Source organism: Rhizobium sp. 11_C7_N12_5 (assembly GCF_051811145.1).
GTDB lineage: Bacteria > Pseudomonadota > Alphaproteobacteria > Rhizobiales > Rhizobiaceae > Rhizobium > Rhizobium lusitanum.
Genome location: NZ_JBPWPY010000001.1, coordinates 2,909,904 through 2,931,707, shown reverse-complemented (window position 1 = coordinate 2,931,707; position 21,804 = coordinate 2,909,904). Strand labels below are relative to the sequence as shown.

The window sequence follows — 21,804 nt, the reverse complement described above, 5'->3', positions numbered from 1 at the left end:
TCCTGTTGTCAGGCGGGGCGCCCGCCGCCCGTCAGCCAGAGCGTGAGCATGATCAGAATGACTGCGATCGCCTGCAGCAGGACGCGCAGCTGCATCAGCCGGTTCGAACGGTTGGGATTATCGCCTTTCATCATGTTCAGCAGGCCGCGAACGAGAACGATCGCGACGAGGCCCATGACGATGACGGCGGCGATATAAGTAATGGTCGACATGGCTCCTCCATCCTTGTCTTCAGAGCAGTTCAGCCTTTCCTGGGCTCTCCGATCCGCTCTTTCTCATTATTCTTCCGCAATTCCGGACGGAAAACCGCTCAGCGCTTTTCCTGGGATTGCTCTAATCCAGCCGGCGCATCAGACGATAGAAAAGGTTAGCCGGCAATAGCCTTTTCAAGAGGACGCCCTGCTTGGCAGGGGTGGTTACAAGATAATGTGGACGCGGATTTTTCACATTCAAAGCCAATTTTAACACATCGTAGACCGCTTCGGGCCCCAATTTATGTTTACTGATCGGACCCGAGCCATCAAGCCGCCGCAGCTGCCGGCGGTATTCAGCGGCATGAGCCGAGCCTTCGAGGTCGATATGCTCGCGGATCTTTGCGAGCGCATTGGCGGTGAAGCGCGTCGCGATCGGGCCGGGTTCGATCAGGCTGACATGGATGCCGCTGTCCTGCAGCTCCATCCGGAGCGTGATCGTCAGACCTTCCAGCGCGAATTTCGAGGCCGTGTAGGCACCACGGAAGCGATAGGGAATGAGCCCGAGAATGGACGAGCAGTTGACGATGCGGCCATGCCCCTGCCTGCGCATCAGCGGAATGACCTGGCGCGTCAGTTCGTGCCAGCCGAAGAAGTTGGTCTCGAACTGCTCGCGCAGAACTTCGGTTGTGAGATCCTCGACGGCCCCTGGCTGACCGTATGCGCCGTTGTTGAAGAGAGCGTCGATGCGGTCGCCCGTCCGTTCACGCAGCGTTGCCACGACGGACGAAATCGTCTCGGGTCGCGTATAATCCATGAGCAGCGCTTCAATGCCGTCGGCTTCGAGCGGGCCGAGGTCTTCCTCTCTGCGCACGGTTGCAAAAACGCGCCATCCGTCGGTCTGCAACGCCCGGGCACAGTGAGCGCCGATTCCGGACGAGCAACCAGTTAGCAGGATAATGCGTTGTTCTGTCATAGGATGTTTCCTGTACAAACAGAAACTCGTTTCCCATATTTGGGGGGCCGACACAATCGACAACCGGCGGGTGAATGCCGAGGTCAAGTGGAGATGGAATGCCGACAGTCCTGCGGACGGTTTACAAGGTGGTTTACGATGCGGTGTTTCATTTCGTCGAGGATGACGGCTTCGCCATGGCAAGCCATGTGGCGCTTTCGACGCTGCTGGCGGTTTTCCCCTTTCTGATCTTCGGCACGGCGCTGGCAAGCTTTCTCGGCGCGAGCCAGTTTTCGTCCACGGCCGTGCATCTCATCTTCGATACCTGGCCGGAGGCGATCGCCAAGCCCGTGGCGGATCAGGTGGTGCAGGTGCTGACGATCCCGCGCGGCGGCCTTTTGACGATCTCGGTGCTTGCGGCCGCCTATTTCGCCTCGAACGGCGTCGAGGCGCTGCGCATATCCCTTAACCGTGCGTACCGCGTGCTGGAGACGCGGCCCTGGTATTTCAATCGTCTTGCCAGTCTCGGCTATGTGCTGATCGCGGTGCTGATCTTTGCGATCCTGAGCATCCTGCTCGTCGCCGTGCCGCTGGCGGTCAACTATGCCAGGCAATGGGTACCGGCGCTGGCCGATATCCTTGATATCGTCTTCAGCTGGCGAATCTACGGCACCATTTTCCTGCTGCTGGCCGGGTTGCTGATCTTGCATCTGTGGCTGGCGGCCGGTCGGCGCCGCCTGCTCGACGTCATTCCCGGCGTGGTGCTGACGATGGTTTTCTGGTCGATCGGCGCGTTGCTCTTTGCCTATTATCTTTCGACCTTCGCCAATTATACCGCCACCTATGCCGGTCTGGCATCTGTCATGATCGTGCTGATCTTCCTCTATATGCTCGCCGTGATCTTCATCATGGGGGCGGAGATCAACGCCGCGCTGATGAAGTTCCGGGTGCGGCGCCTGCTCTTCGGCAAGGCGGCAGCAAGCCGCGCAGCGGAAAAGGCGTCGTCAGAGGCCGATGCGGCGGCGAAGCTCCGCCGGTGACAGGCCCTGCCTGCGCCATTCGGCAATGCCGGTATCGCCCATGCTCTTGGAAAGCTTCCGGCCGTCGCTGTCGAGGACCAGGCGATGATGGTGATAGAGCGGTTCGGGCAGGCCGAGCAGGGTCTGCAACAGGCGGTGGATCGATGTGGCGTGGAAAAGGTCGAGACCGCGCACGACATGGGTAATGCCCTGCACGGCGTCATCGACGACAACGGAAAGATGGTAGCTCGACGGCGCGTCGGAACGTGACAGCACGACGTCGCCCCAGGCTGCCGGATCGGCCGCTATATCGCCTCTCTCGCCATCGCCGCTTTCCCGCCAGTGGAGCGGCCCATTCGTCGTCGCCATGGCCTTTTCCATATCGAGACGCCAGGCATGCCTGAGGCCGGCCTCCAGCAGGCGCTGCCGCTCCGCATCGTCGCGCTCGCGATCGTCAGGGGGATAGAGCGGTGTGCCGTCCGGATCGCGGGGCCAGGGCCCGCCGCCCGCCTCGAAGGCTGTCACCCTGGCCTTGACTTCGCCGCGCGTCAGAAAGGCGGGATAGACGAGGCCGCGCCCGATGAGTGCCTGCAGGGCCTCCTGGTAAGCCGGAAAATGTTCGGACTGCCGGCGCACCGGCTCCTGCCAGCGAAGACCGAGCCAGGCGAGATCGGCGAAGATGCCGGCTTCGAAATCGGGTGTGCAGCGGCCCCGATCTATGTCTTCGATACGCAGCAGGAAATCGCCGCCGGCCTTGGCCGCCATCTCGTGATTGAGGATGGCCGACAGCGCATGACCGAGGTGCAGCGGGCCGTTCGGGCTCGGGGCAAAGCGGAATTTCGGCTTTTGACGGGATATCTCGATCATGCTTTCTTCTGCCACGAATTTGAACCGGAGACTACGAGACGCCATGCAGATCATTCGCGACGATGGCGATATCGAACGGGGATTGGCCGCCCTGCTGGAGCTCGATCCGCGCCTGCGGCCCGTTGCCGCAGAGGCGGGCGCGGTGCCGCTGCGGCTGCGCGAGCCGGGCTTCGAGGGGCTTGCCCATATCATCGTCTCGCAGGTCGTATCGCGCGCCAGCGCCGATGCGATCTGGGGGCGGATGACGGCACGGCTGGGAAGCGTGACCGCCGATGGCTATGCCGGCCTTGAGCCGGACGCCTGGCGAGCCTTCGGCCTGTCGCGAATCAAGCATGATACCTTGGCGCGCGTGGCCGATGCCGTCGTTGGAGGCGGCCTCGATCTGCATGCGCTCTGCGACGAATCACCGGAGAAGGCGCTCTCCGAGCTGATGACCATCAAGGGAATCGGCCCCTGGACGGCCGGGGTCTACCTGATGTTTTGTGCTGGTCACGCAGATGTGTTTCCGGTCGGCGATGTGGCGCTGCAGGCCGCCGTCGGCATGGCTTTCGGCTATAAAGAACGGCCGCCGGCCAAGGCTCTGGCCCTGGAAGCGGCAGTTTGGGCGCCCTGGCGCTCGGTCGCGGCCCGGCTTTTCTGGGCCTATTACGCCGCGAAAACCCGGCGGGATGCGCTGCCTATCGTTTAACCTGCGTTTCCTTGGTTTTGCCTTTATGCGCTGAATTTATTGGACTTCACAATCCTGTAACAACCGGCCTAATATACAGGTGCAGATGCCGAATCGATCAGGAGGGTTCCTTGACGATTGCAGTCTCCCCGCAGTCCTTACCGGCGCTCGTCCTGAACGCTGACTATAGGCCGCTGAGTTATTACCCCTTGTCGCTCTGGTCCTGGCAGGACGCGATCAAGGCGGTTTTCCTTGACCGTGTGAATATCATTGCTGAATACGACCACTGCGTATCGTCGCCGAGCTTCTCGATGCGGGTGCCGAGCGTCGTCTGCCTCAAGACATACGTGCAGCCATCCCGCAATCCCGCCTTCACCCGGTTCAACGTTTTCCTGCGTGACCGGTTCGAATGTCAGTATTGCGGCTCGCATGACGACCTGACCTTCGATCACGTCATCCCGCGCGCCCATGGCGGCGAGACGACCTGGGAGAACGTGGTGGCCGCCTGCTCGCCGTGCAATCTGCGCAAGGGCAGCAAGCTGCCGAAGCAGGCCGGCATGTTCCCGGCGCAGAAGCCCTATCAGCCGACCGTGCAGGACCTGCACAACAACGGCCGCCTGTTCCCGCCGAACTACCTGCACGACAGCTGGCTCGACTATCTCTACTGGGATTCGGAACTGCAGCCGTAAGGGATGACGCCTCTTTCGTGGGCGTTTTCGCGGAGCGCGTCACCCCCCTTTGTCACGACAATGACAGAGGGGGTATCGGAGGAACGGCATACGAAAGATGCTGCCGATCGGCCAGATCAGGCCGCCTTCTTCACGCCGACAAAGGCGATTGCGGCCAGGATGATGCTGGCGATCACATTCCATCCGGCCATCGACAGGCCGAGGATGCGCAGGGCGGCTTCCGTGCAGGAAGGCCCCTTGACGGTGCTGAGCTCGTTCAAGAGGTCGCCGGCATTCTGCGTCATGCTGCTGGCCGTCGTCGAGCAGGTCGTCGGTCCTGCCCAGAAATGCCATTCGACGCCCGCGTGATAGACGCCGATACCGCCGCCGACAATCATCATCAGGCCAGCGATGGCCAGCAGCCCTCGCGTGATCCAGGAGGGCATGCCGGCGACGGCCGACAGCGCGGCGGCGATGGCGACCGGAATGCCATAGTAATAGGGCTGGCGCTGGTCCAGGCAGAGGGCGCAGGGAATGTAGCCGCCGATATGCTGGAAGCCGAGGGCCGTGCCGATGACGACGATCATGCCGAGCGTCAGCAGCACGCTATAGCTAAGGCCGGCGCGTCGGGAAGGCGAGGTCGTGGACATGCGTGGGGGCTCCTTGGTCAGCGCGCCAGGGCATAATGGAAGATGAGGTAGAGGATGATCAGCACGGCAGCGGCGGCCATGGTGATCTGACCGAGGCGCTTCTCGATGAAATGGCGGATGGATTCGCCATAGCGGCGCAGCAGGAAGGCCAGGAAGAAGAAGCGCGCGCCGCGGGCAACGATCGCCGAGACGATGAACAGGCCGAGATCGATATGGGCGACGCCGGACAGGATGGTCACCACCTTGATCGGCGGCAGATGCGCAAGGCCAGAGGTGATCAGCAGCAGCACCACCCATCCATAGGTGACGCCGGCGCTCATCTGGTTGAAGGCGTCGAGCTTGCCGTAGAATTCCAGGATCGGCTTGGCGATGGCCTCGAAGGCAAAATAGCCGAGCGCCCAGCCGGCAATGCCGCCGAGTACCGAGGCGACCGTTGCCGTCAGCGCATAACGCCAGGCGCGCTCGGGCTTGGCGAGCGACATCGGCAGGAACAGCACGTCCGCGGGCACGAGAAAGATGGAGCTCTCGACGAAGGCGATAACAGCCAACCAGATTTCCGCCGATTTGCGGCCGGCGAGCGACATGGTCCAGTCGTAAAGTCTTCGAAGCATGAGGTCCCCTGTTGCTGCGTTGCAAACCTTTAGGGGGCAGGATTATGGCTGTAAATGGTCGCCGGGTGACGGAAGCCGCACAAAATCAAAATTTTTCGTGATGGTGGGGAGTTTGGCGTTCAAAGATACCGCCATCTTGCTTTCGTGGGAAGACTGCGCGAATCTCCCGTTTTGCGTGTTTTAGAAAGAATGAATAGAAACCTCAGGTCAAGAATCTCGGGAGGTATCAATGCGCGCAATTTATATCGTAATTATGGGGGCGATCTTCGCCGGATGCAACGGCAGCGCATCTAATGGTTGGCACCGCGTTTCATCTACAGAGCAAGGGCAAATTGAGCGGGCAAAAGCAATCTGTAGTGGTCGAGCTTCCGACACGCAGGTAATTGCCGGCAGGTACTGGATTGCCGGTGCTTTTGCCTCAAACGAGACATTTAAAGGATGCATGGCCGAACAAGGGTTCGTGCAGTAATCTGGGCAGCCGAACGGGAGTTTTTGTTGAAGCGCTGCGCGTGTACCAGTGTGAAGGCAGCTTGCATTGCCTGAAAGATGGTGCCCCATGCCGGAGTCGAACCAGCACTTCTTTCGAAACTCGATTTTGAGTCGAGCGCGTCTACCAATTCCGCCAATGGGGCAACGGATCCTGACGAGGCGGCTGTCTAGCATGTGATCGGCGGGGCGCGCAAGCCGGGTGCGGCAGATATTGCGAGTGTTTCCGCAGGGTTGCGGTTTGGCCCATGGCGTGGGTGGACGCCATGGGCTTTTGCGTTGCGGAGCCTAGTGGGCCAGGGCCGGGCCCCTCGTGGCGGAGCCGGACTTTTGCAGCGTGATCGCGAGGATCGCGGCAAGCAGGCAGAAGGCGCCGGCGACGAAGAAGGCCGGCAGGTAGGTGTTGAGTTCGGTGCGGGTGAGGCCGGCGCCATAGGCGGCGGTTGCGGCGCCCAGCTGGTGGCCGGTAAAGACCCAGCCGAAGACGAGGCCGGCCTTTTCGCGGCCGAAGCGATCGGCAGCGATCTTGACGGTCGGCGGCACGGTGGCGATCCAGTCGAGGCCATAGAAGACGGCGAAGATCGACAGTCCGTAGAAGGTGAAGTTGCTGAAGGGCAGGTAGACCAGCGACAGGCCGCGCAGGCCGTAATACCAGAAGAGCAGCCAGCGATTGTCGAAGCGGTCGGACAGCCAGCCGGAGCCGATCGTGCCGAAGAAATCGAAGATGCCCATGACGGCGAGCATGCTGGCGGCTGCGACCGGGACGATGCCGAAATCGCCGCAGAGCGTGACGAAATGCGTCTGGATCAGGCCGTTGGTCGACAGGCCGCAGATGAAGAAGGTGGCAAACAGGATCCAGAAGGTGGAGGTCGTGGATACCTCCCTCAGGACCGACAGGGGCGAGGCGAGTGCGGCCTTCAGGTTCTTGGTGGCGGGCGGCGCAGGCGTGACGTGGATCTCGCCAACCAGCGGCAGATTGACGTCCGAAGGACGGTCACGCATCAAAAGCAGTACGATGAAGGCGGCAACGACGATCATGCCGCAGACGAAGATCACGGTCGCGCGCCAGCCGTAGCGCGTCGTCAGCTCGGCCATCAGCGGCAGGAAGACGAGCTGTCCCGTGGCGGAGCTCGCCGACAGCATGCCGATGACCAGGCCGCGATGCTTGGTGAACCAGCGGGTCGAAACGGTCGCCGCCAGCACCATGGCGGTCAGCCCGGTGCCGAAGCCGACGATGATGCCCCAGCAGAGCAGCAGCTGCCAGACCTGCGTCATGAACAGCGAGCCGATGAAGCCGACGCTGATGGTCGCAAGCGCGAAAACGATGACCTTGCGAACGCCGAAATAATTCATGAAGGCGGCGGCGAAAGGCCCCATCAGGCCGAACAGCAACAGCCGGACGGCGAGCGCCGAGGAGATCGACGACGTGCTCCAGCCGAACTCGTCCTGCAGCGGCTTGATGAGCACGCCGGGCGCGCCCATGGCGCCGGCCGTGACGAGCATGGTTAGGAAGGTGGCGCCGACGACCACCCATCCATAATGGATGTTACGCCGGGCGAGCGTCGAAGCAAGAGCAGTGGAGACCATGGGTGCGTTCCAATAAAGTTTCGTGTCTTGGCGTCAGGATGGGCGAGCGGTGGGAGCGCTTTTCGGCGAAAGACCGGGGGTGCCGTTTTCGCTTGTAGCGCCATGCCGTTCTCCCGGCTTGAACGTTCGTGTAAAGGCATTTACATGATTGCAATCATATTTGTTGCGTATTGATGATGGCCATCATATAAATTGTCAATTCATATTTATTGAAGCTCTGATGGAGTTTTTTGATGAGAGTGAGCCGGGAAAAATTCGCCGAGAACCGCGAGAAGATTCTTGCGGTCGCGGGAGAGCTTTTTCGCGAAAAAGGCTTTGACGGCATCGGCGTCGCCGAGATCATGAAGGCCGCCGGCCTGACGCATGGCGGCTTCTACGGTCATTTCGAATCGAAGGACGAGCTGGCCTGCGAGGCGAGCAAGGCGCTGGTGTCGCGCTCGCTCGAGCGCTGGAAGGAAGTGGCGGCAAGCTCGCCGGAGCAGCCGCTCGAAGCGCTGCTTGCCCATTACCTCTCGCATCGCAACGTCGTCGAGCATGCGACCGGCTGTGTCTTCGCGGCACTGACGCAGGAGGTCAGCCGTCATGGCCCCGAAATGCAATCGACCTTTACCGGCGGCCTGATGGGACTGGTTGATGTCCTCGAGCAGATCGTTCCCGGCGAAGCGCCGGAGGACCGCCGCCGCAAGGCCTTTGCCAGCCTTTCGGCCATGGTCGGCGCCGTCATCCTGGCGCGGGCGATGGACGATCCGGCGCTGTCGCAGGAATTCCTGTCGGCAACCCGGCAGGAGCTGACGCCTCCGCCTGGTAAAGACGAGGGCTGACTATATAGCATTCCAGACGGAAAACCGCTACGCACTTTTCCTGGAATTGCTCTAGTCGCGGAAGGCGAGCAGCCCGTTCGCCTCGACGATCTCCTTGAACTTGCCGTCGGGTGCGGCCGCAAGCAGTTCCGCGCGGAGCGCCGCTTCGAATTCCGCCGCCTTGTCGCCCAGCGCCTGCGGCGAGGTAGACGACATCGAGAAGACACGGCCGACGATGTCTTCGATATCCCTTGTATATTCCATGACGATGCCGATGCGTTCGAGATTGCGGAAGGGCGAGGCCAGCAGCATGACTTCATGCGGCGCCCAGGCCTTGCTCTTGCGCAGCAGGCGGTCGGCGTTGCGTTCGGGCGAATAGGCTTCCGCCAGCGGCTCGACGATCCCGCGCCAGTCCGGTTCCGCGAGGATGCTTTTATCGTGGAACAGGACGACCGCACCATCAGGCTCGATCAGCTTGTCCAGCGCGGCAAGCGTTGCCGGCCTGTCCATCCAGTGGAAGGAGCGGCCCATGACGCAGAGATGCAGCTTGTCGATATCAGGTCCGAGATCGTAGGAGGAGCCCTGGCGTACGGTGATTTCGACGCCGGCATCCTGAGCGCCGGCTTCGGCGGCGGCGAGCATTTCCGGTTCTGGATCCATTGCGGTGACAGCCGCGCCCTGCAGCCGCGCGAAAGCGATGCCGAGTTGGCCGGGGCCGCAGCCGAGGTCGAGCACATGGTCGCCGGGCTTCAGGCCGCTGCGCTCGGCGACGCGGTCAATCAGCCTGTCGGGATAGGAGATGCGATAGCGCAGGTAATAGGCCGCCGTCGATTGAAAGCGCCGCGCTATGAAGGGAACTGTGGTCATGAGCGGTCCTCGGGGGGCAAGGGGTACCTCATCCCGTTATGACTCAATTGTGACCGGCGCGTGAAATAACTTTTGCGCGATTTGCCGCGGGCTCAACGGTACCGTTGCGGCGGAACCCCTTCTCCCCTCGGGGAGAAGGAGCTTGCTGCACCAGCATGCCCGTAGGCGTTTGCGCCTGACCAGCTCCAAAATCTCCGGTCACTTAAACCCGGCAACACCATGCGGGATATAGGGCGATTCCAGTGCCTCGATCTCTTCCGGCGTCAATTTGACGGCCAGCGAAGCGACGGCGTCCGTGATGTGGCCGGGCTTGGAAGCGCCGATGATCGGCGCGGTGACGGCGCTCTTCTGCAGGATCCAGGCGGTGGCGACCTGCGCGCGGGCGATGCCGCGGGCCTTGGCGATGGCGCCGACGGCGTCGACGATCTTGTGATCGGCGTCGACAGCCTGGGTGTAGAGCGTCTTGCCGAATTCGTCCGATTCCGTGCGTGCCGTCGCTTCGTCCCAATCGCGGGTGAGGCGGCCGCGGGCAAGCGGACTCCAGGGGACGACGGCGATCTTCTGGTCCTCGCAAAAGGGCAGCATCTCGCGCTCCTCCTCGCGATAGAGCAGGTTCAGATGGTTCTGCATGCTGACGAATTCGGTCCAGCCGTTGAGGCGCGAGGTGTAGATCGCCTTGGCGAACTGCCAGGAATACATGGAGGAGGCGCCGATATAGCGAGCCTTGCCGGCCTTGACGACGTCGTGCAGCGCTTCCAGCGTTTCCTCGATCGGCGTCGTATAGTCCCAGCGATGGATCTGGTAGAGGTCGACATAGTCGGTGCCGAGGCGGCGCAGGCTGTTGTCGATCTCGTCGAAGATCGCCTTGCGTGAAAGGCCGGCGCCGTTCGGACCCGGGCGCATGCGGTTGAAAACCTTGGTGGCGAGCACGATGTCGTCGCGGCGCGCGAAATCCTTGATGGCGCGGCCGACGATTTCCTCGGACGAGCCGTTGGAATAGGTGTTGGCCGTATCGAGGAAATTGATGCCGGCCTCGATCGCCTGCCGCAGCAGCGGACGGCTGTGTTCCTCGTTCAGGGACCAGGCGTGCGTGCCCTTGTCAGGGTCGCCATAGGTCATGCAACCCAGGCAGATGCGCGAGACTTCAAGACCGGTCCTGCCAAGCTTTACGTATTCCATCGATATTCTCCGTCCGTTCAAGTATCCGGCGCAACAACGCTCTGCCGCCGAGGGGCAGGCAAAGTGGATGCGTCACCAAGGGTAAGCCAGCGGAGCAAAGCCGCCGATCAGTGTATCTGTTCGTGAAGAGCTTCGAAATATTACTCAATAAATAAGGCAATTCGCGCGGCGGGGAAGACGGGAATTTCAAATGTTTCCTTGAACCCCTAGGGCGACAGGTGTTAGCTGCACCGCACCATTTTCGGAATTCCGCATGAAATTGCCCCCGCGTGATACTTACGAAGCCCTCTATCGCGATTTTCGTTGGGAAATTCCGGCGAAGTTCAACATTGGGCACGCCGTTTGCGATGCCTGGGCCGAAGGCGAGCCGGATCGGATCTGCCTGCAGCATTTCAATCCGGACGGCGATCATCTCTCCATGACCTATGGCGCGTTGCGGGATCGCTCCGCCGCGTTCGCCAATGCGCTTTCGGCACTCGGGGTCCGCGCCGGCGACCGGGTGGCGCTGCTCTTGCCGCAAAGTTTCGAGACGGTCGTGGCGCATGTGGCGATCTACAAGATGGGGGCGATCGCCCTGCCGCTGGCGCTGCTGTTCGGTGCCGAGGCGCTGGAATATCGGCTGAAGGTCTCGGGTGCATCCGCGATCGTCACCAACCAGTTCGGCCTCGAGCGGCTACGGCCGATCCGCGACCGGCTGCCGGAGCTGGTTCAGGTGATCAGCATCGACGGTGCGGAGAAAGATGTCGCAGGCTTTGCCGATCTGGTGGCCGCACATCCGCCGCTCTTCGAGCTGGCCGATACAGGCCCGGACGATCCGGCATTGATGATCTTCACGTCGGGCACGACCGGGCCGCCGAAGGGCGCGCTGCACGGCCATCGCGTCCTGCCGGGGCATATTCCCGGCATGCAGTTCGCTCATGAGGGCTTTCCGCAAGCCGGCGACAAGCTCTGGACGCCATCCGACTGGGCCTGGGCCGGCGGCCTGTTGAACGCCCTGCTGCCGAGCCTGATGCTCGGCGTGCCCGTCGTCTCCTCTCCGGCTCAGAAGTTCGACCCGCACACGGCTTTCCGCATCATGGCCGAAATGGGCGTGCGCAACGCCTTCATCCCGCCGACGGCGCTAAGACTGCTGAAAGCCGTCGATGATCCCCGGGCGCATTACGATCTCAAGCTGCGCACCATCGGCTCGGCCGGCGAGGCGCTCGGCCGCGAGACCTTCGAATGGGCGCGCTCGGCGCTCGGCATCAGCGTCAACGAATTCTTCGGCCAGACGGAGTGCAATTTCGTGCTGTCGTCCAGTGCGGCCTTCGGTGTCAGCCGCCCCGGCGCGACGGGAAAGCCGGTGCCCGGACATCGGATTGCGGTCGTCGATGCCGATGGCGTCGAGGTCGCCTTGGGCGAAAGCGGGCAGATCGCGATAAGGCGACCTGATCCGGTGATGTTTCTTGGCTATTGGCGGGATGAGAAGGCGACGGAAGCGAAGTTCGCCGGTGACTGGCTGCTGACCGGCGATATCGGCCGGCAGGATACCGAGGGCTATGTTTCCTTCGTCGGCCGCGACGACGATGTCATCACCTCTTCCGGCTATCGTATCGGCCCAAGCGAGATCGAGGATTGCCTTGGCGGCCATCCGGCGGTGCAGCTTGCCGCGGCCGTCGGCAAGCCGGATGCGGTGCGGACCGAGATCGTCAAGGCCTATGTCGTCCTGGTGCCCGGCCGCGAGCCGAGCGAGGCGCTGGCAGTGGAGATCCGCGAGTGGGTGAAGACGCGGCTTTCCATGCATGAATATCCGCGCGAGATCGAGTTCGTCGACGCGCTGCCGCTGACGACCTCGGGCAAGGTGATCCGTCGCCTGCTGCGCGAGCGGGCGACCGCCGAAGATAGAGCATTTCCGTCTTAGACGGAGTCACGGAAATGCCCTATCTCTTTGTTTTCAAGCAATTCCGGACGCAGAACCGCTGCGCACTTCTGCTGGAATTGCTTTAGCGCTTCGTAAGCGACAGGATCTTTTCGCGCAGCAGTTTCGCCATGTTGCGGGTGCTGCGATACATGTGCAATTGCGTGGCCACCTGCCGGACGTCGCGGTCGCCGTTTTGGGCGAGGCCGATGATCAGCGTGCCCATCTCTTCGCGCTCATGCCAGAAACGGCTCATGATCGGATGATCCGGCACCGCGCAGGAATCGGAGCGGACGACGTTGGCATCGTCGAGATGCCACTCCGTCAACTCGGCCATCAGCAGCTTGCCCGGCGAATAGCGGGCATAGGCCTCGTCATAGGCCGTCTTCCAGGTATAGGCCTCGCCGCCCATGATCAGCACGATCATCGAGGCGATGGCCTTGCCGTTGAGATCGATGGTGTGGATACGCACGGCGTCGACGGCCGCGAGGTTGGAGATCGCTTCGCGGGCAAAGGCGGCATGATGGCGATCGGTGACCAGAGCCGAACGTTTTTTGCCCTTCCAGCCGCTTGCCTCGAGCGCCAGGTATTCTTCCATGCGCTGGTGAACGTCGCGAGGCTGGCGGGCGACGCTATAGGTGACCTCGCCCTGGTTTTCCAAGAGACGCCACTGCCGGCGCATTTCGCGCAGATGCGCGTTCGAGATCGTCCGCTTCAGATAGGCGAGCGCATCGTCCTTGCTGTCGAGTATCGGGCGCTGGAAGGGGTTTGCGACCGCAATGGGCAGATTTCGGCCGATGGCAATAACCTTTGCCATCTGCGCGAAACGGCCGTTCAGGCGGATATCAGGAAGTACGAGCGTGGTCGGCAGGTGCAGTTCCTGTCGGGCCAGCGCTTCGAAGAGATTGTCGAGCGTTTCGCCGGCATCCTCCGCATCGACCAGCGGTGTGCCGAGCGGGCCGAACGAATTCGACCAGACGCGGATGATCGAGGGGCCGAGCGCAAAGCCCGGCTTGTCGACCGTAAAGGGCATCAGCAGGCGCATGCGGCTGCGCGTACTGCTGTTGTCGCGCATCAGGGCGAGCCGTACCTGCCGGTCTTCGAGCCGCGGCATGGCAGGCGCCAGGAAGCGTCCGGAGAAGAAGACGTTCGGCTCCATGGCGCGATTGGACAGGAAGTCCAACTCGTCCTGCAGCTCATAACCGAGCTTGCCGGGATAGAGGCAGAGTTCACGCCCGGCCCGGCCGACTTCGGCGCGGGCCTCGGCCTTCGGCGTTTCGAAATGCAGCGATGCAAGCGTATGCGTCAGGGCATTCACTTGGCTGTCGGTACTTTCGGTAAAGGGAGGGCGCGCCATGATCAGAGAGCCCCGTTCGTCGTTGCGAGTGCCGCCGGGCGGCGGATGAGCGCGAATAGCGTGATGCCGAGCGCATGGCGCACGGCAAGATGCAGAAGCAGGGCCTCGACCGCCATGGCGGCGGCACCGGCAATGGCCGCACCCTCGATGCCGAAATGCGGAATGAGGATGACGTTGAGGCTGATATTGGCGACGAGCGCGGCAGCATAGAGATAGACGCAGAGCATCTGCTTGTCCGCCATCGTCAGCAGCACTTCGGCGGGACCGACCAGTGCCTTGACGAGGATGCCGGCAAGCAGGATGGCCATCACCACCTGGCCTTCGGCGAAGGCAGCGCCGAAAAGCGACAGAAGGAACTGCCCGGCCGCCAGGACGGCAAGGCCGACGGCCAGCGCCGGGAAGAAGGTCCAGCGCGTCGCTTCGGTGGCGAAGGCGGCGAGCTTGGACCGGTCGTTTTCGGCGATGATGGCGGCAAAGCGCGGGCCGATGGCTGCCTTGACGGCGAAATAGACGAAATGAACCAGAGCCATGGTCTTGGCGGCGGCGAAATAGACGGCGACCTCCTCCGGATCAAGAAAGATCCCGACGACGATGACGTCCGAATTGGTAAGGAGATAGCCGACGCCTTCGACCAGGAATATCGGAAAGGCGACCGCCAGCCAGGCATTGAACTCGGTGGCTTTCGCGCCGCTCGGATAATGGCGGCGCAGGCGCAAAGTCACGGCGAGGTATTGCAGGAGGACGCTCGTAAACGCGCCTGCCAGCGCCGCTGCCATGGCCGTGACCGCATCGTGAGGTGCGCCTGCAAGGACAGCGGCGAGCATGAAGAGCAGGATCAGCGTCGGACGGATCAGGAAGGTCGGGCTCAAGGCCATGATCGGCCAGTGTTTGGCGCGCGCCGTGCCATCCAGAACGTCACCGAGCGCGATCATCGGCACGGCAATCAGCCCGAGGAAAACAGGCATGACGTAGTAGTGCTCGATCTTGCCGCTGAAGGCATAAAGCAGGATCGCGCCGATCAGCGCCAGGGCGCCGGAGACCGCGACGACGAACAGGCGCGCCGTCGCATTCAGGCCGCGGACGGCGTCATGATTGCCGCTGGCTTCATATTGCGGCAGGAAACGGATGACGGCGGTGGGGAAGCCCAAGCAGGCGAGGTTGCCGAAGAGGATCATCAGCACCCAGACGAAGACGAAGACGCCATACTCGAATCTGCCCATCAGGCGGGCGAGGACGATCTGCGAGACGAAGGCGAGTGCTGCGCCGGCAATGCGGATGGCGAAGGCGATCAGTGCCATGCGCTGCGAAACGGACTTTTCGTCGTGGCCCGTGAGAAGGTCGGCAAGTTTATGCAGATATGGCGATAGCGCAGTCCGCAATGCGGACGGCAGCATTCTCTCTGCTGTTTGAAAGACCGCCATCATCGATACGCAATACTTTAAATATGACATCAACCTGCGATAGTCTTGGCAGAGGAGAGTTAAGAATCAGTTCTTTATAACCTTTGAAAGCGACATAAGCGATGGCGGCTCACCGCAACAAAAAATGCCGCCCGAAGGCGGCATCCTGTTGATTTTCAAAAGCAACGATATGTCAGACGACTTCGGTGCTCTCGAAGGCGCCATGGCAATGCTTGTATTTCTTGCCGGAGCCGCAGGGGCATGCCTCGTTGCGGCCGACGCGGCCCCAGGTTGCCGGGTTTTGCGGGTCGCGACTTTCCGGAGACACGAAGCTTTCGCTTGCGAGGCTAAACGGCGCGAACTCGTCTTCGCCTGTCGTGGCGTCGATATGGCGTGCCTGCATCGGCGGGGTCTGCGGTTCGGCCGGCTGCTGCACGAGCTCGACGCGTGAGAGCTGGGCTGTCACGGCCTGGCGCAGGTTGTTCAAGAGTGCCTGGAACAGCTCGAAAGCCTCGGCCTTGTATTCCTGCAGCGGGTCGCGCTGGGCATAGCCGCGGAAGCCGATGACCGAACGCAGATGGTCGAGGTTGACGATATGCTCACGCCAAAGATTGTCCAGCGTCTGCAGGACGATGGAGCGCTCGACATAGGTCATGATCTCGGGGCCGAAACGCTCAGCCTTTTCGGTGGCCGCCTTTTCGGTGATTTCCGTCAGGCGTGCGCGAATGTCGTCCTCGGCGATACCCTCTTCCTTGACCCAGTCGTGGATCGGGAGGTCGATGTCGAAAAAGTTGGCGACCGCCGCCTTCAGGCCATCGGCGTCCCACTGCTCGGCATAGGCGCGTTCAGGAATATGCTTGGCGACGAGATCCTCGATGACGTCGTGGCGCATGTCGCCGACGGTTTCGGTGAGATCCGTCGCGTCCATCAGCTCGACGCGCTGCTCGAAGATGACCTTGCGCTGGTCGTTCAGCACGTCGTCATACTTCAGAACGTTCTTGCGGATGTCGAAGTTGCGGGCTTCGACCTTCTTCTGGGCGCGTTCCAGCGCCTTGTTGATCCAGGGATGGACGATGGCTTCGCCTTCCTTGAGGCCGAGCTTCTGCAGCATGCCGTCCATGCGGTCGGAGCCGAAGATGCGCATCAGGTCATCCTGCAGCGACAGGTAGAATTTCGAGCGGCCGGGGTCGCCCTGACGGCCGGAACGGCCACGCAGCTGATTGTCGATGCGGCGGCTTTCATGGCGCTCGCTGGCGATGACGTAGAGACCGCCGGCGGCGATCGACCGCTGCTTGAGTACTTGGATCTCCTCGGCGATCCTGGCGATCGCAGCGTCGCGCTCCGGACCGGGCTCGACATCGTGCAGGTCGCGCTCGACGCGCATTTCGAGGTTGCCGCCGAGCTGGATGTCGGTGCCGCGGCCGGCCATGTTGGTGGCGATCGTCACCGCGCCGGGAACGCCGGCCTGGGCGACGATGTAGGCTTCCTGCTCATGGTAGCGGGCGTTCAGGACCTGGAAGTTGTTGAAGCCCTGCTTGCGCATGAGGTCGGCGAGAAGTTCCGACTTTTCGATCGATGTGGTACCGACGAGCACCGGCTGGTCGCGCTTGTGCGCATCCAGGATCTCGGCGATGATTGCCTTGAATTTCTCTTCATGCGTACGATAGACCTCGTCGTCCTCGTCGATACGCTGGATCGGCAGGTTGGTCGGCACTTCGATCACGTCGAGGCCGTAGATGTTGCCGAATTCTTCCGCTTCCGTCGACGCCGTGCCGGTCATACCGGCGAGCTTGCCGTACATGCGGAAATAGTTCTGGAAGGTGATCTGCGCCAGCGTCTGGTTTTCCGGCTGGATCTGCACCCGTTCCTTGGCTTCCAGAGCCTGGTGCTGGCCGTCCGAATAGCGGCGGCCCGGCATCATGCGGCCGGTGAACTCGTCGATGATGACGACTTCATCGTTGCGCACGATATAGTCCTTGTCGCGCTGGAAGAGCTTGTGGGCCTTGAGCGCGTTGTTGATGTGGTGGACGATCGCGACGTTCTCGACGTCATAAAGAGATTCACCCTTGAGCAGGCCGGCCTCGCTCAGCATGTTTTCCAGCTTCTCGGTGCCTTCTTCGGAGAAGTTGGCCGAGCGCTGCTTTTCGTCGATTTCGTAATCTTCCTTCGAAAGGCGCGGGATGAAGGCGTCGATCGTCGTGTAGAGATCGGAACGGTCGTCGAGCGGGCCTGAAATGATCAACGGCGTGCGCGCTTCGTCGATCAGGATGGAGTCCACTTCGTCGACGATGGCGAAGGGATGGCCGCGCTGGACCATCTGCCCGCGCTCGTATTTCATATTGTCGCGAAGATAGTCGAAGCCGAGCTCGTTGTTGGTGCCGTAGGTGATGTCGCAGGCATAGGCGTCGCGCCGCTCGTCGTCGGACATGCCGTGGACGATGACGCCCGTGGTCATGCCTAGGAAGCCATAGAGGCGGCCCATGGTGGCGCTGTCGCGCTGTGCCAAGTAGTCGTTGACCGTGACGACATGCACGCCCTTGCCGGCCAGCGCATTCAGGTAGACCGGCAGGGTCGCCACGAGCGTCTTGCCTTCGCCGGTCTTCATTTCGGCAATGGCATTGGAATGAAGGATCATGCCGCCGACGAGCTGTACGTCAAAAGGTCGCATGCCGAGAACGCGGCGCGACGCCTCGCGGGCCACCGCAAAGGCGGGAACGAGGAGGTCGTCGAGGGTCTTGCCATCGGCGAGCTGCTGGCGGAACTCAACCGTCTTGGCGGTCAAAGCTTCATCGGACAGCGCGCGCATCTCTTGCTCGAGCGCATTGATGGCAACGACATTCGGCTGGAACGACTTCACGCGGCGGTCGTTGGACGAGCCGAACAACTTGCGGGCAATTCCACCTAGGCTGACCATGTTACTGGTCCTTTCTGAGATTTCATCCTGCCGTATCCTGCTTTATCCATTCCCAAAAAAACGGGAGTTTAGCACAAAACGGCCGGAAACTGTTCTGGACGCGAGGTTGCGTGACAGATAAGAGGGGGGTCGATTGATGTCAACGGGATTTGGCCGATACACAAAGGCCACATTCTCCTGCTGAAGGCTTTTTCACGCCGGAATCATAACTGTCGAGCCGGTCGAGACCACCGAAGGGTTATTTTATGTTGAAGTACAACAAACTTGCTGCGGTTGCTTTCGCAACAATCATCACCTTCCAGGCGCCTGTCTTTGCGGCTGATGCCCAGGATCCCGTTGTCGCCAAGGTCGGCGACGTTGAAATCCATCAGTCCGAACTCAATCTGGCGATCGCCAATCTTGATCCGCAGCTCGGCCAGCTTCCGGACGACCAGAAGAAGGTCGCCGCGCTTTCGGCTTCGATCGACGTGAAGCTGCTTTCGCAGAAGGCCGCCGCCGAGAAGCTCGATCAGACTCCGGACTTCCAGGCTCACATGGCCTATCTGCGCGACCGCGAGCTGCACAATGCCTATTTCAAGGCGCATGTTGCCGACGCCATCACGGATGCCGAAGTCAAGGCCCGCTACGACAAGGAAGTCGCCGCCCTTCCGAAGCAGGAAGAAGTGCATGCCCGCCATATCCTGGTGAAGACCGAGGATGAAGCCAAGGCAGTCATCAAGGAACTCGACGGCGGCAAGGATTTCGCCGAACTCGCCAAGGAAAAGTCCACCGATCCGAACAAGGCCGACGGCGGCGATCTCGGCTATTTCGGCCATGGCCGCATGGTCAAGGAATTCGAAGACGCTGCCTTTGCCCTGCCGGTTGGCACTTATACGAAGACTCCGGTCAAGAGCGATTTCGGCTGGCATGTCATCAAGGTCGAAGACAAGCGCGTGGCTCCGCCACCGCCGTTCGATCAGGTCAAGGACCAGGTTCGTCAGCTCGTCATGCGCGACAAGTATCTTGAACTCCTGAACAAGGCCAAGCAGGACAGCAAGGTCGCCATCAGCGACCCGGCTCTCAGCAAGGCCTATGAGGATGCGCAGAAGCAGCAGGACGCAGCACCGGCGGACGACGCCGTCTCTCCTGACGCCCAGCCGCAGCAGTAAGCAGTCGCAAGCAAGATCATCGGGCCCGGATTTTCCGGGCCTTTCACTATCAGGTGGCTCTCATGTCCGGTTCCGTCTCTCCGCTTGCACCCAGAACCTTCGCTTCCATGCCTGCCCTTCGCGGCGTGCGCATGACCACGGCCTCCGCCGGCATCAAGTATAAGAACCGGACCGACGTCCTGCTGATGGTCTTCGACAAGCCGGCAGCCGTCGCAGGCGTTTTCACACGCTCGAAGTGCCCCTCGGCTCCCGTCGATTTCTGCCGGGCGAACCTGGCGCATGGCAGCGCTCGCGCCGTCGTCGTCAATTCCGGCAATGCCAATGCCTTTACCGGGCTGAAGGGCCGCCAGGCGACAGAACTGACCGCCAAGTCCGCTGCCTCTGCCGTCGGTTGCGGTGAAAACGAAGTCTATCTCGCCTCGACAGGCGTCATCGGCGAGCCTCTGGACGCGACCAAATTTGCCGGCGTGCTCGACACCATGGCGAAGGATGCCGTCAGCGATTTCTGGTTCGAAGCGGCCAAGGCGATCATGACCACGGATACCTATCCGAAGGTTGCGACCCGCAGCGCCGAGATCGATGGCGTCAAGGTCACCATCAACGGCATCGCCAAGGGTGCGGGCATGATCGCCCCCGATATGGCGACGATGCTTTCCTTCGTCGTGACGGATGCCGATATTTCCTCTTCCGCGCTGCAGGCGCTGCTGTCCGATGGTGTCGGTCCGAGCTTCAATTCCATGACGGTCGACAGCGATACCTCGACCTCGGATACGCTGATGCTGTTTGCCACCGGCGCTGCCGCGGCTGACGGACAGGCGCGCATCGACCGCGCCGATGACCCGAAGCTCGCGGCGTTCCGCACGGCACTCAACGAACTCCTCAAGGACCTCGCCATCCAGGTCGTCCGGGACGGCGAAGGCGCCACCAAGATGCTCGAGATCACCGTGACCGGCGCCGAAAATGACGCTGCCGCGAAGCGCATTGCGCTTTCCATCGCCAATTCGCCGCTGGTCAAAACAGCGGCCGCCGGCGAAGACGCCAATTGGGGCCGCGTCGTCATGGCGGTCGGCAAGGCCGGCGAGATGGCGGATCGCGACAAGCTCGCCATCTGGTTCGGCGATGTCCGCGTTGCCGTCAACGGCGAGCGCGACGCTTCCTATTCGGAGGAGGCGGCGTCGAACGTGATGAAGCGGCAGGATATTCCCGTGAAGGTCGATCTCGGCCTCGGCAATGGCCGCGCGACGGTCTGGACCTGCGACCTCACCAAGGAATATGTTGCCATCAATGGCGACTACCGGAGCTGATATCTCGCTGATGCATGCGCAGTCCACGATAAACAAGCTGCCCTTGGTGCGCAGGCTCGAAGCAGTTGGCTTTCGGGCATGGCCTGCTTCGTCCGTGCAGTATGATGGCAGCTGGCAGGTGCGGCTGACGGCGGGTCATCCGTCGAAGCGGCTCAATTCGGTGGTGCCGCTCGACCCCTCCGATCATCGCGATCTCGAAATCCGGCTGGCGAAGGCGCGGCGGAAGTTCGAAGCTTATGGCAGGCCGATGGTGGTGCGCGAGACGCCGCTCGCCTCGTCGCAGCTCATCGATCTCCTGCAGAAGCGCGGCTGGACGCGGTTCGACGAGACGCTCGTCATGATCGCCGATCTGGTCGATCTGGAGCTGCCGGATATGCTCGATCACCTTCCGAGCCATGACGTCGGCCGCTACGTCGATGCGAGCCTGCTGGTTGATGGGGCTGATCCGGCCCTGAAGCCCGCGCTGGCCGAGGTGGTGAGCAGCATTAAGCCGCCGTCGGGTCTCTTCGTCATCGAAAATGACGATGCCGGACCCGTGGCGACGACACTTTGCGTACAGGATAATGATCTTGCCGGTATTCTGTCGGTTTCCGTTTCGGCGCAGCATCGGCGCAAGGGGTTGGGTGCCGAAATCCTGACGTCGGCGTTGCGTTGGGCGCGGATGCGCAGCGCCAAGACGGCCTGGCTTCAGGTCGCCGCCGACAACGAGCCGGCCCTGGCGCTTTATGCCCGCTTCGGATTCCGCGAGGCCTATCGCTATTGCTATTGGCAATCTTCGGAGGAAGCATGAGCGAAGCTGGCCGCAAGATCGTTCTCGTTGCCGCCTGTGCGCTCATCGATACGGATGGCCGGATTCTTCTGGCGCAGCGGCCCGAGGGCAAGTCGCTGGCCGGTCTCTGGGAATTCCCCGGCGGCAAGGTCGAGACCGGCGAGACGCCGGAGGAGACATTGGTGCGCGAGCTTGAGGAAGAGCTCGGTATCCAGACCAAGATTGCCTGCCTGGCACCGCTGACTTTCGCCAGCCACACCTATGAAACCTTCCATCTGCTGATGCCGCTCTATATCTGCCGGCGTTACGAAGGCATCCCGCATGGCCGGGAAGGGCAGGCGATCAAATGGGTGCGGCCGCAGGCCCTGCGCGACTATCCGATGCCGCCGGCCGATGAGCCGCTGATCCCATTCCTGCAGGATCTGCTTTAGGGTTAGGTCCTGTTGACAAAGTGCATTCCCAAATCGG

General features: G+C 61.8%; 21 protein-coding genes and 1 tRNA gene. 10 read left to right on the top strand and 12 right to left on the bottom strand.

Features of this window, described 5'->3' with window-relative positions; genetic code table 11:
* Positions 1 to 8: 8 nt before the first annotated feature.
* Positions 9 to 212 carry a twin transmembrane helix small protein gene (locus tag AB8B29_RS14415; RefSeq protein WP_047640861.1) on the bottom strand — a complete coding sequence of 68 codons (204 nt, stop codon included), beginning with the start codon at positions 210 to 212 and terminating at the stop codon, positions 9 to 11.
* 121 nt (positions 213 to 333) lie between these two features.
* Entirely contained in the window at positions 334 to 1,167 is an 834-nt protein-coding gene (locus tag AB8B29_RS14410) for an SDR family oxidoreductase (RefSeq protein ID WP_047553471.1), read from the bottom strand.
* A gap of 98 nt (positions 1,168 to 1,265) precedes the next feature.
* Between AB8B29_RS14410 and AB8B29_RS14405 the strand changes: the two genes are divergently transcribed.
* On the top strand, positions 1,266 to 2,186 hold the full coding sequence (locus tag AB8B29_RS14405; protein WP_037196685.1) for a YihY/virulence factor BrkB family protein: 921 nt from the start codon (positions 1,266 to 1,268) through the stop codon (positions 2,184 to 2,186).
* Here AB8B29_RS14405 and gluQRS read toward each other — a convergent pair.
* Positions 2,151 to 3,032, bottom strand: a complete 882-nt coding sequence (gene gluQRS, locus AB8B29_RS14400; protein WP_047640866.1) for a tRNA glutamyl-Q(34) synthetase GluQRS — start codon at positions 3,030 to 3,032, stop codon at positions 2,151 to 2,153. The genes AB8B29_RS14405 and gluQRS overlap by 36 nt on opposite strands.
* Before the next feature lie 43 nt (positions 3,033 to 3,075).
* On the opposite strand from gluQRS, the gene AB8B29_RS14395 reads away from it, so the two are divergent.
* Both AB8B29_RS14395 and AB8B29_RS14390 read left to right on the top strand, forming a co-directional pair.
* Positions 3,076 to 3,720, top strand: a complete 645-nt coding sequence (locus AB8B29_RS14395; RefSeq protein WP_037196683.1) for a DNA-3-methyladenine glycosylase family protein — start codon at positions 3,076 to 3,078, stop codon at positions 3,718 to 3,720.
* 110 nt (positions 3,721 to 3,830) lie between these two features.
* Positions 3,831 to 4,388: an HNH endonuclease gene (locus AB8B29_RS14390; protein ID WP_037196682.1), complete on the top strand. Its 558-nt coding sequence runs from the start codon at positions 3,831 to 3,833 to the stop codon at positions 4,386 to 4,388.
* Positions 4,389 to 4,504: 116 nt separating this feature from the next.
* Here AB8B29_RS14390 and AB8B29_RS14385 read toward each other — a convergent pair whose 3' ends face one another.
* Together AB8B29_RS14385 and AB8B29_RS14380 are read right to left on the bottom strand one after the other, a co-directional pair.
* Positions 4,505 to 5,017: a disulfide bond formation protein B gene (locus tag AB8B29_RS14385; RefSeq protein ID WP_037196681.1), complete on the bottom strand. Its 513-nt coding sequence runs from the start codon at positions 5,015 to 5,017 to the stop codon at positions 4,505 to 4,507.
* A 17-nt stretch (positions 5,018 to 5,034) separates the two neighbouring features.
* Complete coding sequence (locus tag AB8B29_RS14380) at positions 5,035 to 5,628, bottom strand: YqaA family protein (RefSeq protein WP_037196680.1); 594 nt, start codon at positions 5,626 to 5,628, stop codon at positions 5,035 to 5,037.
* A gap of 229 nt (positions 5,629 to 5,857) precedes the next feature.
* Here AB8B29_RS14380 and AB8B29_RS14375 point away from each other — a divergent pair, with 229 nt between their 5' ends.
* The gene (locus tag AB8B29_RS14375) at positions 5,858 to 6,097 is read left to right on the top strand and encodes a hypothetical protein (protein ID WP_081938725.1); all 240 of its coding nucleotides are present in this window, start codon (positions 5,858 to 5,860) and stop codon (positions 6,095 to 6,097) included.
* A 78-nt stretch (positions 6,098 to 6,175) separates the two neighbouring features.
* Here AB8B29_RS14375 and AB8B29_RS14370 read toward each other — a convergent pair.
* Together AB8B29_RS14370 and AB8B29_RS14365 are read right to left on the bottom strand one after the other, a co-directional pair.
* A tRNA-Leu gene (locus tag AB8B29_RS14370) sits at positions 6,176 to 6,260 on the bottom strand.
* Between the two features lie 142 nt (positions 6,261 to 6,402).
* Complete coding sequence (locus AB8B29_RS14365) at positions 6,403 to 7,701, bottom strand: MFS transporter (RefSeq protein WP_047640860.1); 1,299 nt, start codon at positions 7,699 to 7,701, stop codon at positions 6,403 to 6,405.
* 233 nt (positions 7,702 to 7,934) lie between these two features.
* On the opposite strand from AB8B29_RS14365, the gene AB8B29_RS14360 reads away from it, so the two are divergent.
* Positions 7,935 to 8,522, top strand: a complete 588-nt coding sequence (locus AB8B29_RS14360; RefSeq protein ID WP_047553457.1) for a TetR/AcrR family transcriptional regulator — start codon at positions 7,935 to 7,937, stop codon at positions 8,520 to 8,522.
* 51 nt (positions 8,523 to 8,573) lie between these two features.
* On the opposite strand, the gene AB8B29_RS14355 is transcribed toward AB8B29_RS14360, so the two are convergent.
* Complete coding sequence (locus tag AB8B29_RS14355) at positions 8,574 to 9,368, bottom strand: methyltransferase domain-containing protein (RefSeq protein ID WP_047640859.1); 795 nt, start codon at positions 9,366 to 9,368, stop codon at positions 8,574 to 8,576.
* 198 nt (positions 9,369 to 9,566) lie between these two features.
* Entirely contained in the window at positions 9,567 to 10,547 is a 981-nt protein-coding gene (locus AB8B29_RS14350) for an aldo/keto reductase (RefSeq protein WP_037196674.1), read from the bottom strand.
* Between the two features lie 253 nt (positions 10,548 to 10,800).
* On the opposite strand from AB8B29_RS14350, the gene AB8B29_RS14345 reads away from it, so the two are divergent.
* Positions 10,801 to 12,447: an AMP-binding protein gene (locus AB8B29_RS14345; RefSeq protein ID WP_047553448.1), complete on the top strand. Its 1,647-nt coding sequence runs from the start codon at positions 10,801 to 10,803 to the stop codon at positions 12,445 to 12,447.
* Positions 12,448 to 12,529: 82 nt separating this feature from the next.
* On the opposite strand, the gene AB8B29_RS14340 is transcribed toward AB8B29_RS14345, so the two are convergent.
* The 3 genes from AB8B29_RS14340 to secA form a co-directional block, all read right to left on the bottom strand.
* Positions 12,530 to 13,801: a GNAT family N-acetyltransferase gene (locus AB8B29_RS14340; protein WP_037196670.1), complete on the bottom strand. Its 1,272-nt coding sequence runs from the start codon at positions 13,799 to 13,801 to the stop codon at positions 12,530 to 12,532.
* Between the two features lie 2 nt (positions 13,802 to 13,803).
* Positions 13,804 to 15,222 (bottom strand): lipopolysaccharide biosynthesis protein, encoded by a 1,419-nt coding sequence (locus tag AB8B29_RS14335; RefSeq protein ID WP_047554338.1) that lies wholly within the window; start codon positions 15,220 to 15,222, stop codon positions 13,804 to 13,806.
* Between the two features lie 172 nt (positions 15,223 to 15,394).
* Positions 15,395 to 18,115 carry a preprotein translocase subunit SecA gene (secA, locus tag AB8B29_RS14330; protein WP_037196663.1) on the bottom strand — a complete coding sequence of 907 codons (2,721 nt, stop codon included), beginning with the start codon at positions 18,113 to 18,115 and terminating at the stop codon, positions 15,395 to 15,397.
* A 245-nt stretch (positions 18,116 to 18,360) separates the two neighbouring features.
* Between secA and AB8B29_RS14325 the strand changes: the two genes are divergently transcribed.
* From AB8B29_RS14325 to mutT, 4 genes are all read left to right on the top strand, one after another.
* Entirely contained in the window at positions 18,361 to 19,263 is a 903-nt protein-coding gene (locus AB8B29_RS14325) for a peptidylprolyl isomerase (protein ID WP_092573233.1), read from the top strand.
* Positions 19,264 to 19,325: 62 nt separating this feature from the next.
* Positions 19,326 to 20,567: a bifunctional glutamate N-acetyltransferase/amino-acid acetyltransferase ArgJ gene (gene argJ / locus AB8B29_RS14320; RefSeq protein ID WP_113118686.1), complete on the top strand. Its 1,242-nt coding sequence runs from the start codon at positions 19,326 to 19,328 to the stop codon at positions 20,565 to 20,567.
* Positions 20,548 to 21,357 carry a GNAT family N-acetyltransferase gene (locus AB8B29_RS14315; protein ID WP_047553440.1) on the top strand — a complete coding sequence of 270 codons (810 nt, stop codon included), beginning with the start codon at positions 20,548 to 20,550 and terminating at the stop codon, positions 21,355 to 21,357. The genes argJ and AB8B29_RS14315 overlap by 20 nt, the downstream gene beginning before the upstream one ends.
* Positions 21,354 to 21,767, top strand: coding sequence for an 8-oxo-dGTP diphosphatase MutT (gene mutT, locus AB8B29_RS14310; protein WP_092573235.1), 414 nt, complete (start codon positions 21,354 to 21,356; stop codon positions 21,765 to 21,767). The genes AB8B29_RS14315 and mutT overlap by 4 nt, the downstream gene beginning before the upstream one ends.
* The last annotated feature ends 37 nt before the right edge of the window (positions 21,768 to 21,804 follow it).